Source organism: Nocardioides hankookensis, assembly GCF_042658885.1.
Taxonomy (GTDB): domain Bacteria; phylum Actinomycetota; class Actinomycetes; order Propionibacteriales; family Nocardioidaceae; genus Nocardioides; species Nocardioides hankookensis.
Genome location: NZ_JBHSRJ010000004.1, coordinates 73,614 through 88,212, shown reverse-complemented (window position 1 = coordinate 88,212; position 14,599 = coordinate 73,614). Strand labels below are relative to the sequence as shown.

Annotated in this window: 14 protein-coding genes; 9 read left to right on the top strand and 5 right to left on the bottom strand. The window is 69.7% G+C overall.

Translation table 11 applies throughout. From position 1 onward, the window contains the following. Window positions 1-87 precede the first annotated feature (87 nt). The 4 genes from ACFPYL_RS06795 to ACFPYL_RS06780 are packed head-to-tail and all read left to right on the top strand — an operon-like array spanning window position 88 to window position 4,409. Window positions 88-1,365 (top strand): extracellular solute-binding protein, encoded by a 1,278-nt coding sequence (locus tag ACFPYL_RS06795; protein WP_379152088.1) that lies wholly within the window; start codon window positions 88-90, stop codon window positions 1,363-1,365. Beyond that, on the top strand, window positions 1,362-2,294 hold the full coding sequence (locus tag ACFPYL_RS06790) for a carbohydrate ABC transporter permease (RefSeq protein WP_379152086.1): 933 nt from the start codon (window positions 1,362-1,364) through the stop codon (window positions 2,292-2,294). The genes ACFPYL_RS06795 and ACFPYL_RS06790 overlap by 4 nt, the downstream gene beginning before the upstream one ends. Next, window positions 2,294-3,172 carry a carbohydrate ABC transporter permease gene (locus tag ACFPYL_RS06785; RefSeq protein WP_379152083.1) on the top strand — a complete coding sequence of 293 codons (879 nt, stop codon included), beginning with the start codon at window positions 2,294-2,296 and terminating at the stop codon, window positions 3,170-3,172. The genes ACFPYL_RS06790 and ACFPYL_RS06785 overlap by 1 nt, the downstream gene beginning before the upstream one ends. A 4-nt stretch (window positions 3,173-3,176) precedes the next feature. Further along, on the top strand, window positions 3,177-4,409 hold the full coding sequence (locus ACFPYL_RS06780) for an ABC transporter ATP-binding protein (protein WP_379152080.1): 1,233 nt from the start codon (window positions 3,177-3,179) through the stop codon (window positions 4,407-4,409). On the opposite strand, the gene ACFPYL_RS06775 is transcribed toward ACFPYL_RS06780, so the two are convergent. Continuing rightward, window positions 4,406-5,047: a DUF1707 SHOCT-like domain-containing protein gene (locus ACFPYL_RS06775; RefSeq protein WP_379152077.1), complete on the bottom strand. Its 642-nt coding sequence runs from the start codon at window positions 5,045-5,047 to the stop codon at window positions 4,406-4,408. The genes ACFPYL_RS06780 and ACFPYL_RS06775 overlap by 4 nt on opposite strands. 44 nt (window positions 5,048-5,091) lie before the next feature. On the opposite strand from ACFPYL_RS06775, the gene ACFPYL_RS06770 reads away from it, so the two are divergent. Further along, a complete protein-coding gene (locus ACFPYL_RS06770; RefSeq protein WP_379152074.1) occupies window positions 5,092-6,780 on the top strand; it encodes a fumarate hydratase in 1,689 nt (562 codons plus the stop codon). A 73-nt stretch (window positions 6,781-6,853) separates the two neighbouring features. On the opposite strand, the gene ACFPYL_RS06765 is transcribed toward ACFPYL_RS06770, so the two are convergent. Further along, window positions 6,854-7,786, bottom strand: coding sequence for a DUF559 domain-containing protein (locus tag ACFPYL_RS06765; RefSeq protein WP_379152071.1), 933 nt, complete (start codon window positions 7,784-7,786; stop codon window positions 6,854-6,856). Window positions 7,787-8,012: 226 nt separating this feature from the next. Here ACFPYL_RS06765 and ACFPYL_RS06760 point away from each other — a divergent pair, with 226 nt between their 5' ends. Genes ACFPYL_RS06760 through ACFPYL_RS06750 form a run of 3 tightly spaced genes read left to right on the top strand, consistent with a single transcriptional unit; the run spans window position 8,013 to window position 10,373 of the window. Beyond that, a complete protein-coding gene (locus ACFPYL_RS06760; RefSeq protein WP_379152068.1) occupies window positions 8,013-8,261 on the top strand; it encodes a TFIIB-type zinc ribbon-containing protein in 249 nt (82 codons plus the stop codon). A gap of 28 nt (window positions 8,262-8,289) precedes the next feature. Beyond that, window positions 8,290-8,988: a spermine/spermidine synthase domain-containing protein gene (locus tag ACFPYL_RS06755; protein WP_379152065.1), complete on the top strand. Its 699-nt coding sequence runs from the start codon at window positions 8,290-8,292 to the stop codon at window positions 8,986-8,988. Beyond that, window positions 8,985-10,373 carry a class II fumarate hydratase gene (locus ACFPYL_RS06750; protein ID WP_379152063.1) on the top strand — a complete coding sequence of 463 codons (1,389 nt, stop codon included), beginning with the start codon at window positions 8,985-8,987 and terminating at the stop codon, window positions 10,371-10,373. Before ACFPYL_RS06755 ends, ACFPYL_RS06750 begins: the two co-directional genes overlap by 4 nt. Window positions 10,374-10,491: 118 nt before the next feature. On the opposite strand, the gene ACFPYL_RS06745 is transcribed toward ACFPYL_RS06750, so the two are convergent. The 3 genes from ACFPYL_RS06745 to ACFPYL_RS06735 all read right to left on the bottom strand — a co-directional run bounded on the left by ACFPYL_RS06745 (window position 10,492) and on the right by ACFPYL_RS06735 (window position 13,763). Further along, window positions 10,492-11,148, bottom strand: a complete 657-nt coding sequence (locus ACFPYL_RS06745) for an aggregation-promoting factor C-terminal-like domain-containing protein (protein ID WP_379152060.1) — start codon at window positions 11,146-11,148, stop codon at window positions 10,492-10,494. A 192-nt stretch (window positions 11,149-11,340) separates the two neighbouring features. Further along, window positions 11,341-12,762, bottom strand: a complete 1,422-nt coding sequence (locus ACFPYL_RS06740) for a PhoH family protein (protein WP_379152057.1) — start codon at window positions 12,760-12,762, stop codon at window positions 11,341-11,343. A 230-nt stretch (window positions 12,763-12,992) separates the two neighbouring features. Continuing rightward, the gene (locus ACFPYL_RS06735) at window positions 12,993-13,763 is read right to left on the bottom strand and encodes an isoprenyl transferase (RefSeq protein WP_379152054.1); all 771 of its coding nucleotides are present in this window, start codon (window positions 13,761-13,763) and stop codon (window positions 12,993-12,995) included. A 99-nt stretch (window positions 13,764-13,862) separates the two neighbouring features. On the opposite strand from ACFPYL_RS06735, the gene trhA reads away from it, so the two are divergent. Beyond that, window positions 13,863-14,594 carry a PAQR family membrane homeostasis protein TrhA gene (trhA, locus tag ACFPYL_RS06730; protein ID WP_379152052.1) on the top strand — a complete coding sequence of 244 codons (732 nt, stop codon included), beginning with the start codon at window positions 13,863-13,865 and terminating at the stop codon, window positions 14,592-14,594. Window positions 14,595-14,599 lie beyond the last annotated feature (5 nt).

Below are 14,599 nucleotides of genomic sequence, written 5' to 3'. Positions count from 1 at the left end.
GATCCACCCGGTTCGAAGAATTGTCAACGTTTACATCGGGCCGAATGAGGGCTACATGTGATCTAGACCACTCGGGAGGTGGAGCGCATGGATCGAGTACGGCGCGGGGTCACCGCGGCCGCAGCACTGATCACCGTGTCCGGACTGCTCGCCGCGTGCGCGGCCAGTGCGGACTCGGGCAAGCCCGAGCTGATCTGGTACATCAACCCGGACAGCGGCGGTGCGGCCAAGGTGGCCGCGAACTGCAGCACGGACGACTACACGATCACCACCCAGGTCCTGCCCCAGGACGCGAACGAGCAGCGGATCCAGCTGGCCCGGCGCCTCGCCGCCCGCGACTCCGGGATCGACATCATGAGCATCGACCCGCCGTTCACCGCCGAGTTCTCGAACGCCGGCTTCCTGGCCCCGATCCCCCAGGAGCTCCAGGACAAGCTCGAGGAGCAGTCCTTCCAGGGCGCCACCGACGCGGCCACCTGGAACGACCAGCTGGTCGTCGCACCGTTCTGGTCCAACACCCAGGTGCTCTGGTACCGCAAGTCCTTCGCGCAGAAGGCCGGCATCGACATGAGCCAGCCGGTCACCTGGGACCAGATCATCGGCGCCGCAGCGAAGAACGGCGGCAAGGTCGCCGTGCAGGCCAACAAGTACGAGGGCTACGTCGTCTGGATCAACGCGCTGATCTCCGGCGCGGGCGGCGAGCTGGCCACCGACACCGAGAAGGGCCTCGACCTCAAGCTCGAGATCGACTCCCCCGCCGGCGAGAAGGCCGCCGCCGTCATCGAGAAGCTGGCTCACTCGTCGGCCGCACCGGCGGACCTGTCGGTCGCCCAGGAGGGTCAGGCCGCCGGCACCTTCGGCGGGACGCAGGGCGCGTTCATGGTCAACTGGACCTACATCTTCAACAGCTACGAAGGGTCCAACCCGGGGTTCAACAAGGACATCGGCTACGCCCGCTATCCGCAGACGGTCGAGGGCGAGGACTCGCGTCCGCCGTACGGCGGCATCGGGCTCGGCGTGAGCGCCTACTCCCAGCACGTCGACGACTCGATGAAGGCGATCGAGTGCCTCACCAGCCCGGAGAACCAAGAGGTCAACGCCGAGATCACCGGCAACATGCCGGCGAGCCAGGCGGGCTACGAGGCCAACGACGACGCGCTCCAGAAGACCTACCCCGCCGACCTCCTCCAGCTGTTCCAGGACAGCCTCGACGCGGCGGCGCCACGCACCGTGACGCCCTACTGGAGCGACATCTCCGGCGGCATCCAGTCGAGGTGGCACCCGCCAGCGAGCGTGAACAGCGACACCCCGGCGAAGTCGCAGAGCTTCATCGACGACGTCCTCCACGGAAGGAGCCTGCTGTGAGCGCCATCGCGAGGGCCCCGGGCAGACCGGTGGTGAGCGACCGGGCCCGGGCCGAGAACCGGCTCGGCCAGAAGCTCGTCCTGCCGGCGGTCATCGTCATGCTCGCCGTCACGGCGTGGCCGATGATCCAGGCTCTCTACCTGTCGCTCTTCCGCTACCGGTTGACGTCGCCGGACGACAAGTCGTTCGTCGGGCTCTCCAACTACGGGACCGTGCTGACCGACTCGCTGTTCTGGCAGGACACGCTCAACACCGTGATCATCATGGTGGTCACGGTCGCGGTCGAGCTCGTGATCGGCTTCATCTTCGCGATGGTCATGCACCGCATCGTCTTCGCCCGCGGCGCGATCCGGACCGCGATCCTCATCCCCTACGGCATCATCACCGTGGTCTCGGCGTACGCCTGGCAGTTCGCGTTCAGCCTCAACAACGGGTTCGTGAACGCCTGGTTCTCGTGGCTGCCGTGGATCTCGCCCGACACCAACTGGTTCGGCAGCCACTGGCCGGCGATGTTCGCGATCATGGTCTCCGAGATCTGGAAGACCACGCCGTTCATGTCGCTGCTCCTGCTGGCCGGGTTGTCGCAGGTCTCGGAGGACATGATCGAGGCGGCGAAGGTCGACGGCGCCACCTGGTGGCAACGGCTCTGGAAGGTCGTCCTGCCCAACATGCGCGCGGCGATCATGGTCGCGGTCCTCTTCCGGGCACTCGACGCCTTCCGGATCTTCGACAACATCTTCGTGATGACCCGCGGCGCCCAGGACACGGAGTCGTCGTCGTTCCTCACCTACCGCCAGGTGATCCAGCAGTTCCAGCTCGGCCTCGGCTCGGCGCTCTCGGTGCTGCTCTTCCTGACCGTCCTGCTGCTGGCCTGGCTGATCGTCAAGCTCTTCCGCGTCGATCTCGCGCAGGCCCGAGGGGAGGCCTGATGGCCACGACATCCAGGGCAACCCGCAACGTCGTCGGCACGTGGATCGGCTTCGTGGTCATCCTCGTGTGGTGCCTGCTCCCGGTCGTGTGGATCCTGTCGCTGTCCTTCAAGGGGTCGGGCGAGACGGCGGCCGGCAGCCCACACTTCCTGCCCCAGGACTGGACGCTGCAGAACTACCGGGACATCCTCGGCATCGGCAGCGTGACCCCCGGCCAGGAGAGCACCAACAACGACTTCCTCGACGCCCTGCGCAACTCGTTCGGCATCGCGATCATCGCGACCCTCCTGTCGGTCGTGTTCGCGACGCTCGCGGCGTACGCGATCGCGCGGCTGGAGTTCAAGGGCAAGCGCCTGGTGCTGTCGTTGGCGCTGGCCATCGCGATGTTCCCCGTCGTCGCCCTGGTCGGCCCGCTCTTCGACCTCTGGCGGACGCTGCACCTCTTCAACACCTGGCCCGGCCTGATCATCCCGTACATGTCGTTCACCCTGCCGCTCGCGATCTGGACGCTCTCGGCCTTCTTCCGCGAGATCCCGTGGGAGATGGAGCAGGCCGCCCAGGTCGACGGCGCGACGTCGTGGCAGGCCTTCCGCAAGGTGATCGTCCCGCTCGCCGCGCCGGGCGTCTTCACGGCCGCGATCCTGACCTTCTTCTTCGCGTGGAACGAGTTCGTGCTCGCGATCTCGCTGACCTCGACGACCGACTCGCGCACGGTCCCGGCGCAGCTGTCCTTCTTCGTCGGACCGGATCCGTTCAACCCGCCGTACGGACTGCTCGCCACCGCCTCCGTGGTGGTGACGGTCCCCATCATCATCATCGTCCTGCTGTTCCAGCGAAAGATCGTCGCCGGCCTGACCTCCGGCGCCGTGAAGGGGTGACCTCGTGGCTTCCATCGACATGAAGAACATCGTCAAGCAGTACGGCGACGGCTTCCCGGCCGTCAACGACGTCAGCATCGACGTGCGGGACGGGGAGTTCATGATCCTGGTCGGGCCGTCCGGGTGCGGCAAGTCCACGCTGCTGCGGATGATCGTCGGGCTCGAGGACATCACCTCCGGCGACATGATGATCGGCGAGCGGCGGGTCAACGACCTGGCGCCGCGCGACCGCAACCTCGCGATGGTCTTCCAGAACTACGCGCTCTACCCGCACCTGACCGTGTACGAGAACATCGCGTTCCCGCTGCGCCTCGCCAAGGCGTCGGACGCCGAGGTCGACGAGAAGGTGCGAGCCGCGTCGAAGACGCTCGAGCTCGACGAGCACCTCGACCGCAAGCCCGGCAACCTCTCGGGCGGTCAGCGCCAGCGCGTCGCGATGGGTCGGGCCATCGTGCGCGAGGCGGACGCGTTCCTCTTCGACGAGCCGCTGTCGAACCTCGACGCCAAGCTCCGCGGGCAGATGCGCACCGAGATCTCCCGGCTCCAGAAGCGGCTCGGGATCACCACGGTCTACGTCACCCACGACCAGACCGAGGCGATGACGCTGGGCGACCGCGTCGCCGTCCTGAAGCGCGGGATCCTCCAGCAGCTCGCGACCCCGCGCGAGCTGTACGAGAACCCGGGCAACCTGTTCGTGGCGGGCTTCATCGGCTCACCTCCGATGAACTTCCTGCCGGCGACGGTGGAGGGCACCACGGTGAAGCTCCCGTTCGGGACCGTGGAGATCCCGGCGGACAAGGCCGCGAAGGCCGAGGGCAGGGGTCTGCTGATGGCGGGCATCCGGCCGGAGTACTTCGAGGACGCCTCGGTGAAGACCGACCACCCGTCCGGATCGACCTTCCGGGCCGAGGTGGACGTCGTCGAGTGGCTCGGCAACGAGACCTACGCCTACATCCCGTTCGAGGCGCCGCCCGAGGTCGAGGACCAGCTGCGCCAGCTCGAGCGCGACCTCGACGGCGAGTCGCTGCACACCCAGCTGGTGGTGTCCCTCGACGGTGCCAGCCGGATCGCGGCGGGCGAGGAGGCGGAGATCTGGGTGGACGGGTCCAAGATCCACCTCTTCGACCCGGCGACCGGGGAGAACCTCACGGTGGATCGCGAGCACGCAGGCCGCATCTCGGCCGAGGCCGTGCAGGAGGCCGTGCAGGAGGAGGACGTGGAGCCGGCCGCTGGCTAGCGGCGCTCGCGACGCCGCCGCTTCTGGCCCGGCATCGGCTTGCGGTCCACCGAGACGCCGCCCCAGACGGCGACGCCGCGGATCCGCACGGTCGGAGAGTTCGCGTCCAGCTCGGCCGGCACCTTGTCGCCCGGCCCGGAGTAGCCGCCCATGATCCCCGTGCCCTCCATGACCACGTGGGTGTGCGGGCCGACGGTGACCTGGACGCCGCCCATGAAGGCGTTGACGGTGATGACGACCTCCTGCGCCGCGAACTTCGCCTGCCGCAGATCGAGGTCGGCACCACCCATCATGGCGAAGACCGACATCCGCCGCGGCACGACCCAGACCCCCTTGCGGTCCAGGCCGTTGAGGATCGCGACGTGGCTCTCGCTGGCGGGTCCGTCGACGACGGGCGAGGGCAGGGCGGGCGGCTGCCAGGCCAGCTGGTCGCCGGTCGGCAGGTCGAAGGTGATCGGGGCCAGGTCGGCGTAGGTCCGCGCGGCGTACGTCGCCTCGAGGCGCTCGTCGAGCTCGTCCAGGTCGATGCGACCGTCGCCGGCGGCGGTGCGCAGGATCTCGGCGACCTGGTGCCGCTCCTCGTCGGAGATCCGCATCAGCGTCGGGTCCGGCGTCGCGCGGGGCTCGAGATCTCCCATGCCGGTCAGCGTAGTAGCGACCCGTCGGGATAGCCTCGGGGTTCGTGGCGACAACTGCGGACTTCCTGTACTCCGACCTGCTCCCGATCGGCAAGGACGAGACGCCGTACCGGCTGATCACGACCGAGGGCGTCTCGACCTTCGAGGCGGACGGCGAGACCTTCCTCAAGGTCTCCCCCGAGGCGATCCAGCGGCTGACCGCGGAGGCTATGCACGACATCAGCCACTACCTGCGGCCGGCGCACCTCGCCCAGCTGCGCAAGATCATCGACGACCCCGAGGCGTCGGGCAACGACCGCTTCGTCGCGCTCGACCTGCTCAAGAACGTCAACATCTCCGCCGGCGGCGTGCTGCCGATGTGCCAGGACACCGGCACCGCGATCGTGATGGGCAAGAAGTCCGAGGGCGTGCTCACCGGCATCGACGACGGCGAGGCGATCTCGCGCGGCGTGTACGACGCCTACACGAAGCTCAACCTCCGCTACTCGCAGCTCGCCCCGCTGACGACGTACGACGAGAAGAACACCGGCACCAACCTGCCGGCACAGATCGAGATCTACTCGACGCCGCAGACCAGCGGGAAGCCGGAGTACAAGTTCCTCTTCATGGCCAAGGGCGGCGGCTCGGCCAACAAGTCGTTCCTCTTCCAGGAGACCAAGGCGGTCCTCAACCCGCAGCGCCTGCTGACCTTCCTCGACGAGAAGATCCGCTCGCTCGGCACGGCCGCCTGCCCGCCGTACCACCTGGCGGTCGTCATCGGCGGCACGTCGGCGGAGTTCGCCCTCAAGACCGCGAAGTACGCCTCGGCCCACTACCTCGACAACCTGCCGACCGAGGGCTCCATGTCGGCGCACGGCTTCCGTGACGTCGAGCTGGAGGAGGAGGTCTTCAAGCTGACCCAGTCCTTCGGGATCGGCGCGCAGTTCGGCGGCAAGTACTTCTGCCACGACGTCCGCGTCGTGCGCCTCCCCCGCCACGGCGCCTCCTGCCCGGTCGCGATCGCGGTGTCGTGCTCGGCCGACCGCCAGGCGCTCGGCAAGATCACGCCCGACGGCGTCTTCCTCGAGCAGCTCGAGACCGACCCCGCGCAGTACATGCCCGACGCCGGCGTGGCCGAGGACATCTCCGGCGGCGAGGTCGTCGCGATCGACCTCAACCAGCCGATGGCCGACATCCTCGCCGAGCTCTCGAAGCATCCCGTGAAGACCCGGCTCTCGCTGACCGGTCCGCTGGTCGTGGCGCGCGACATCGCGCACGCGAAGATCCAGGAGCGGCTCGACGCCGGCGAGGAGATGCCGCAGTACCTCAAGGACCACCCCGTCTACTACGCCGGACCGGCGAAGACGCCCGAGGGCATGGCGTCCGGCTCGTTCGGCCCGACGACCGCGGGCCGGATGGACTCCTACGTGAAGTCGTTCCAGGCCGCCGGCGGCTCGATGGTGATGCTCGCGAAGGGCAACCGCTCCAAGCAGGTGACCGAGGCGTGCGACGCGTACGGCGGCTTCTACCTCGGCTCGATCGGCGGCCCCGCCGCCCGGCTCGCCCAGGACTGCATCAGGAGCCAGGAGGTCATCGAGTACCCCGAGCTCGGCATGGAGGCGGTCTGGAAGATCGAGGTCGAAGACTTCCCGGCGTTCATCGTCGTCGACGACAAGGGCAACGACTTCTTCACCGATCCCTCGGGCACCGTCACCGTGCCCGTCACGGGGATCCGGGTGCGCTCGGCGGAGTAACGCGCCGTGCTCCAGGTCGAGGACGTCATCCGACCTGGTCGCCCAGGCAGCCAGGTCGTATGACGTCCGGGGCTCAGGCGGCACGGCGCCGCCAACCGGCGCGCTCGAGCGCCACACGGATCTGACCGAAGAAGTCTTCCGGCTGGAAACGCAGCCCCAGGATCGGGAGGCGCAGGACGACATCGCCGTCGATCGCGAGCCGGTTGTGTCGCAGCGCGTCGGAGACGACGTTCTGGATCCACGCGTGCTGGATGCCGTCGACCTCGACGACCACGCTCCAGGCGCTCCACCGGAAGTCGAGGTAGTAGGTCCCGTTCGGCGTACGGCGGCAGACCTGCTTGTCCGGCTCGGGCATCCCTCTCTCACGACACCCCCGCACGACATCGAGCTCGCCCAGCGACCTGACCCCTCCGAGGAGCTCGACGACAAGCTGGTTGAGCATGAGCCGGCGCTTGTCGCGGCGGATGCGGAGCATCTCGACCGCCAGGTCCTCGGCGGACACCAGCCCCTGCTGGACGCTCATCGTCATCAAGAGCTGCGCCTGCCGATCGCTGACCGCCCACAGCGCACCCCGCACCGCCGCCACGGCCGGTGGTGTGCGCGGCGCACCGCCGGTCTCGACGGTGTCATCCTCGGCCCAGCGCCTCGTCTGTCGGATGTCGACGCCCGTGCCTCGATGTCGGATCCGCGCGCCGCGGGGCACCGAGATCCGGATGCGGTCGACCTCGTAGTGCTCCAGCCCCGCCAGCACGAGGGCCGAGGCGCCGTCGACCACCGCCCGCGGTCCTCCTTCCAGGACGGCGGACCAGTGCCGGGCCTCGTTCGTCAACGCGCCGAGGTGGAGCACCAGGCAGTGACGACCCAGGAGGCTCCACCGCCGCGCCCGGACGTGGTTGCGTACCTCGGCACGGGTGAACCCGAGGTCGTACAGCTGACTCCTCGACACCACGCGCGCCTGACGCGCGGCGAGCTCGGCCAGCCGGGTCTCGCGATCTACATCCGCCATACGCACCAGGCTCGGGGAGCCCACACCCCGGCCGCCGAGCTCCGCCGGCGTCCTGTGGACAGGGCGGCAACGCCTCGTCCTGTGTCCTTCTTGTGGCTCGCACCAGCCAGGACGTCATCCGACCTGGTCGCCCAGGCAGCCAGGTCGTATGACGTCCCCCGGCGCCTCGCGGAACCCTCGCACGCTCCCACCCGTTCGACGAGGTGAGCGACGAGAGGACTCCCCCATGCTCTGCCCCACCGACGGCGCCACCCTCGTGATGAGCGAGCGCAGCGGGATCGAGATCGACTACTGCCCGACCTGCCGGGGGGTGTGGCTGGACCGCGGTGAGCTCGACAAGATCCTCGAGCGGGCCGTCACCCAGCCCGCACCGACCCCACCGCCGGCGTACGGCCAGGGCCCGCAGGGCTACCAGCAGCCGGGCTACGCCAAGAAGAAGCGCAAGGAGAGCTGGCTCAGCGAGCTCTTCGACTGATCGCGACCGCGTCGGGAAGACTGGCCGCGTGGAGACCGATCACGTGGAGTACGTCGAGGTCGCGCGGTCCGAGTCGGAGCGTGGCGAGCTGGTGCTGCGCGAGCGCCGCCCGGAGAACGGCCCGACGTCGCTGGAGCTGCGCGCCAACGGGGTGTTCGTGATGGACACCCTCGAGGTCGCCACCGAGCGCGCCCTCGCGAGCGCCGCACTGGCCGCGGTCGAGGACCCGGCCGCGGTGGTCGTCGGCGGGCTCGGCCTGGGCTTCACGATGCACGAGGTGCTCGCCGACTCCCGGGTGGAGAAGGTGGCGGTCGTCGAGATCGAGCAGGCGCTGGTCGACTGGATGCGCGACGGCACGGTCCCGCACGGCCCGGCCCTGCTGGCCGACGAACGGGTCAGCGTGGTCGTCGCCGACGTCGCGGTCGCGCTGGCCGAGGCGACTCCCGCGTCGTACGACCTGGTGCTGCTCGACGTCGACAACGGCCCGGGCTACCTGGTGCACGACAGCAACGCCGCGATCTACGAGGCGCCGTTCCTCGAGGCCGCGCGGCAGGCGCTGCGCACCGGCGGGGTCCTGGCCATCTGGTCGGCCGCTCCCGCCCCCGAGCTGCTCGCGAGCATGTCCGCGGTGTTCGGCGACGCGCACGGCCACGGGCACGACGTGTTGCTCCAGGACCGCGAGGAGACCTACTGGCTCTACGTCGCGCGGGTAGCGTCGGGGGCATGAGCACCGAGGACTTCCGCGTCGAGCACGACAGCATGGGCGAGGTCCAGGTGCCTCGCGACGCCCTCTGGCGGGCCCAGACCCAGCGGGCCGTCGAGAACTTCCCGATCAGCGGCACGCCGATCGAGCCCGCCCTGATCCACGCCATCGGTCGGGTGAAGGCGGCCGCCGCGACCGTCAACGCCGAGCTCGGTGTCCTGGACGCCGAGCAGGCCGCAGCCGTCGTGGCGGCGGCCGACGCCGTCGTCGCCGGTGAGCACGACGCCGAGTTCCCGATCGACGTCTTCCAGACCGGGTCCGGCACCAGCTCCAACATGAACGCCAACGAGGTCATCGCGACCCTGGCCGGCCGCGCCGGCACCGAGGTGCACCCCAACGACCACGTCAACGCCAGCCAGTCCAGCAACGACACGTTCCCGACCGCGATCCACGTCGCTGCGGCCCTCGCGGTCGCCGACGACCTGCTGCCCGCCCTCGACGTCCTCGCCACCAGCCTCGGCCGCAAGTCGGAGGAGTTCGCCGGAGCGGTGAAGTCCGGACGCACCCACCTCATGGACGCCACACCGGTGATGCTCGGCCAGGAGCTCGGCGGCTACGCCGCCACCGTGCGGTACGCCGGCGAGCGGCTCGGGTCCGTCCTCCCCCGGGTCCGCGAGCTGCCGCTCGGCGGCACCGCGGTCGGCACCGGCATCAACACGCCGCCCGGCTTCGCCGAGCGGGTCATCGCCGTGCTGTCCGAGAACGCGGGCCAGCCCTTCACGGAGGCGCGCGACCACTTCGAGGCGCAGGGCACCCGCGACTCCCTCGTCGAGCTGAGCGGGGTCCTCAAGACGTACGCCGTCGGGCTCGTCAAGATCTGCAACGACCTTCGCTGGATGTCCTCCGGCCCGACCACCGGACTCGCCGAGATCCACCTGCCCGACCTCCAGCCGGGGTCGAGCATCATGCCGGGCAAGGTCAACCCGGTGCTGCCGGAGGCCACCTTGATGGTCTGCTTCCAGGTGATCGGCAACGACGCCGCCGTCACCGCGGCCGGCGCCAGCGGCAGCTTCGAGCTCAACGTCGCGATGCCCGTCATCGCCCGCAACGTGCTCGAGTCGGTGCGCCTCCTCGCGGCCGCCTCCCGCCTGCTCGCCGAGCGCTGCGTCGACGGCATCACGGCGAACGAGGACCGGATGCGTCAGTACGCCGAGTCCTCACCCTCGGTCGTCACGCCACTCAACAAGTACGTCGGCTACGAGGCCGCGGCGAAGATCGCCAAGCAGGCGCTCGCCGAGGGCGCGACGATCCGGGAGACCGTGATCGCGATGGGCTACGTCGAGCGCGGTGAGCTCACCGAGGCGCAGCTGGACGAGGCCCTCGACGTGGAGAGCATGACGCACCCCTGAGGGCGATCAGCTCGACGGTTGGAGTCTCGATACGCGCGTCGCGACTTCGTGCCTCGGGCGCGGCACTACTCGACCTTCCCGCGTGCTTCCGTGAACTCGCAGGCTCGCTCGCGGCGCGTTAGTAGAACCCGTGCGACTCCGAGTGCGCCCAGGCGCCGCAGGGGCTGCCGTAGCGGTCCTGGATGTAGCCCAGGCCCCAGGTGATCTGGGTGGCCGCGTTGTGCTCCCAGTCCGGGCCCGCCGAGGCCATCTTGGAGCCGGGAAGGGCCTGCGGGATGCCGTACGCCGAGGAGGACGGGTTGTCGGCGCTGACGTTCCAGTTGCTCTCGCGCGTCCACAGCGAGTCGAGGCAGCCGAACTGGTCGGCGCCGAAACCGAACTGACCCATCAGCGCGCGGGCGATGTCGCGCGGGTCGCCGTCGCTGAGGTCGACCGAGCTGGTGCGCGCCGGGCCACTGGTGGCCGACAGCGCGCTCACCTTGACCGGGTCCGCCTCGCGTCGACGGTCGGCCGAGCGCGAGGTCGTGGTCCGGTCGATCGCGGCCGCGCCGGCGGCGTCCGCCTGGCCGTCGCCGAGGGTGGACCCGAGGTCCTGCGCCGTGGTCGCGACCTTCGCCGGCGAGCCGAGCATGCCCCCGGACACGGCGATGCCGGTGACCGCCAGGGCGACCGAGGACATCACGACGCCCGTGCGCAGCGCCTTCTTCGGCGCCTCGCGCAGCGTCGGCTCAGCTACATGGCGGTGCTTGGGGACGTACTTCTTGTGCTTCGACAAGGCCTCGGGGCTCGGGGTAGACGACTCGGGCGGACCGACGACGGCTCTGTCGGCAGGTCACGAAAAGATCACGGGCCACCCTGCCTGACGGGGGAGGTGGTTGCAAACCGAACGGCCCAACCGGTCGGACAAAATGGCCGGTTGGCCACCTCCCCGGTCACAGCAGTCACAGGGGGCGCAGGAGCACCAGGGTCAGAGCGCGACGTTCTCCAGCATCTCGGTCACCAGCGCCGCGATCGGCGAGCGCTCGGACCGGGTGAGGGTCACGTGGGCGAAGAGCGGGTGCCCCTTGAGCTTCTCGATGACGGCGACGACGCCGTCGTGCCGGCCGACCCGCAGGTTGTCGCGCTGGGCGACGTCGTGGGTCAGCACCACCTTGGAGTTCGCGCCGATCCGGGAGAGCACCGTGAGCAGCACGTTGCGCTCCAGCGACTGCGCCTCGTCGACGATCACGAAGGCGTCGTGCAGCGAGCGGCCCCGGATGTGGGTCAGCGGCAGCACCTCGAGCATCCCGCGGTCGAGGATCTCGTCGATGACCTCCTTGGACGTCATCGCCCCGAGGGTGTCGAAGACGGCCTGGCCCCAGGGTGACATCTTCTCGCTCTCCGAGCCCGGCAGGTAGCCGAGCTCCTGGCCGCCGACGGCGAAGAGCGGACGGAAGACGACGACCTTCTTGTGCTGGCCGCGCTCCATCACCGCCTCGAGGCCGGCGCACAGCGCCATCGCCGACTTGCCGGTGCCGGCCCGGCCGCCGAGCGAGACGATGCCGACCTCCGGGTCCAGCAGCATCTCGAGGGCGACCCGCTGCTCCGCGGACCGTCCATGGATGCCGAACGCCTCACGGTCGCCGCGGACCAGGTGCACCTGCTTGTCGGGGCCGACCCGGCCGAGCGCCGTACCCCGGTCGGAGAGCAGCACCAGGCCCTGGTGGCACGGCAGCTGGCGGGCCGCCTCCAGGTCGATCACGCCGTCGTCGTACAGCTCGTCGAGGTCGGCCGCGGCGACCTCGAGCTCGGCCATGCCCGAGTAGCCGGTGTCGGAGTCGCTGACGGCCTCCGCGCGGTACTCCTGGGCGTCGAGCCCGACCGCGGAGGCCTTGATCCGCAGCGGCAGGTCCTTGGAGACCAGCGTGACGTCGAAGCCGTCGTTGGCGAGGTTGCGCGCCACGGCGAGGATCCGGGTGTCGTTGTCGCCCAGCCGGAAGCCCGACGGCAGCGACTCCGGGTCGGTGTGGTTGAGCTCGACGCGCAGCGTCCCGCCCTCCTCGCCGACCGGCACCGGCTCGTCCAGCCGCCCGTGCACGACGCGCAGCTCGTCGAGCGAGCGCAGCGCGGTGCGGGCGAAGAAGCCCAGCTCGGGGTGGTGCCGCTTGCCCTCCAGCTCCGTGATCACCACGACCGGGAGCACGACCTCGTGCTCCGCGAAGCGCCCCAACGCCCCCGGGTCCGCCAGCAGCACGCTGGTGTCCAGGACGTAGGTGCGAACGCCGGGCGTCGGCACGGCCGCGGCTTTCGCGCGGGTCTTGGCAGTGGAGGCGGAGCGCTGTGACTTCTGAGCCTGGGTCGGCACGATGACACCCCTTCGCAGGCCGGCGGGCACTCCGCGTCCGGCCATCGATCTCACACTGATGGACCGGAACGAGCCCGAGCGCCGGAGTGCCGGCTCCCGGTCGCGCACCAGCAACGCTGCTGCGCTGTGCAGTCGTGAATACTCACGAACGGGCCTCCCGATACGGCGAGCTTCCCCACTCCCCGATACCTCGGAAAGTACGCCGCTGCGGGGCACGTTCCGGGGCGACACGCCCGACCGTTGGGTGAACGTCACGTAGCGGAAATACGGACCGCTCAGGATCCGAATCTGCGCTCGCGCTGGGCGTACGCGCGGATGGCGCGCAGGAAGTCCACGCGCCGGAAGTCGGGCCAGTAGGCCTCGCAGAAGTAGAACTCCGACTTCGCGCTCTGCCACAGCAGGAAGCCGCCCAGGCGCTGCTCGCCCGACGTACGGATGACGAGGTCCGGATCGGGCTGGCCCTTGGTGTAGAGGTGCTCCGCGATGTGCTCGACGTCGATGACGGTCGCGAGGTCCTCGAGGGACATCCCCTTGGCTGCCGACTCGTGGAGCAGCGAGCGCACGGCGTCGGCGATCTCGCGGCGACCGCCGTACCCGACGGCGACGTTGACGAGCATCCCGTCGACGTCGCGGGTCGCCTCCTCCGCGGCCTTGAGCTGCTCCGAGACCGAGGCCGGCAGCAGGTCGAGGGCACCCACGGGGTGGATCCGCCAGCGCTGCTGGTCGGCGAGCGAGGCGACCGCCTCGCCGATGATGTCGAGCAGCGGTGCCAGCTCCTCGTCGGGCCGGTTGAGGTTGTCGGTCGACAGCAGCCACAGGGTGACGACCTCGATCCCGACCTCGTCGCACCAGCCGAGCAACGGCTCGATGTTCGCGGCGCCGGCCCGGTGCCCGTGAGCGGTGTCGCGACCGACGGCCTTCGCCCACCGGCGGTTGCCGTCGAGCATGACGCCGACGTGCTGGGGGACGTCGTCGGGCATCCGCCGGAGCATCCGCGCCTCGTAGGCGGGATAGAGCACCCTCCGAGCTCCCCGCTTCCAGTCCACCCGTCGATGGTACGGCGTCGGTGCGCGTGCCGGAGACGTTGACGTGACGTTCACCGCGTGTGGCGTTTCCGTGCCCTACCTCCGGGTAGGTTCTCCGTCATGAACCAGTCCGTGAACGAGACGATGCGCGCGGGGCTCGACCACCTGCAGGACGCCGTCGCCGACCTCGCGGCCGACATCAAGCCCAAGCTCCGCGGCTGGCTGCACCTCGGCACCGCCCCCCTGACCCTGGCGGCCGGCATCGTGCTGATCGCGCTGTCGCCCAACAGCACCACCCGGATCGGCTCGGCCTTCTTCACCGGGACCGCACTGGTCCTCTTCACCGTGTCGGCGATCTACCACACCGGCACCTGGTCACCGCGCACGTGGGCGTTCCTCCGGCGCTTCGACCACGCCAACATCTTCCTGCTGATCGCCGGCTCCTACACCGCCTTCAGCCTGCTGCTCCTCGACGGCTCGACGCGCTGGATCCTGCTCGGCACCGTGTGGACCGGCGCCATCCTCGGCGTGCTCTTCCGGATCTTCTGGACCGACGCCCCCCGCTGGCTCTACGTGCCGCTCTACATCGCGATGGGCTGGGCGGCCGTCTTCTTCCTGCCGTCCTTCCTCGACGGGGCCACCCGTCTGGGCGTCGGCATCGGCGTCGCGACGTTCACGATGATCGTGGTCGGCGGCGCGCTCTACACGTTCGGCGGAGCCGTCTACGGCTTCAAGCGGCCCAACCCGTGGCCGCGCTGGTTCGGCTTCCACGAGGTCTTCCACACCTTCACGATCCTCGCGTTCGTCGCGCACTACGTGGGCGTCTCGCTCGCGACGTACTCCCTGCGCTGAGGCTC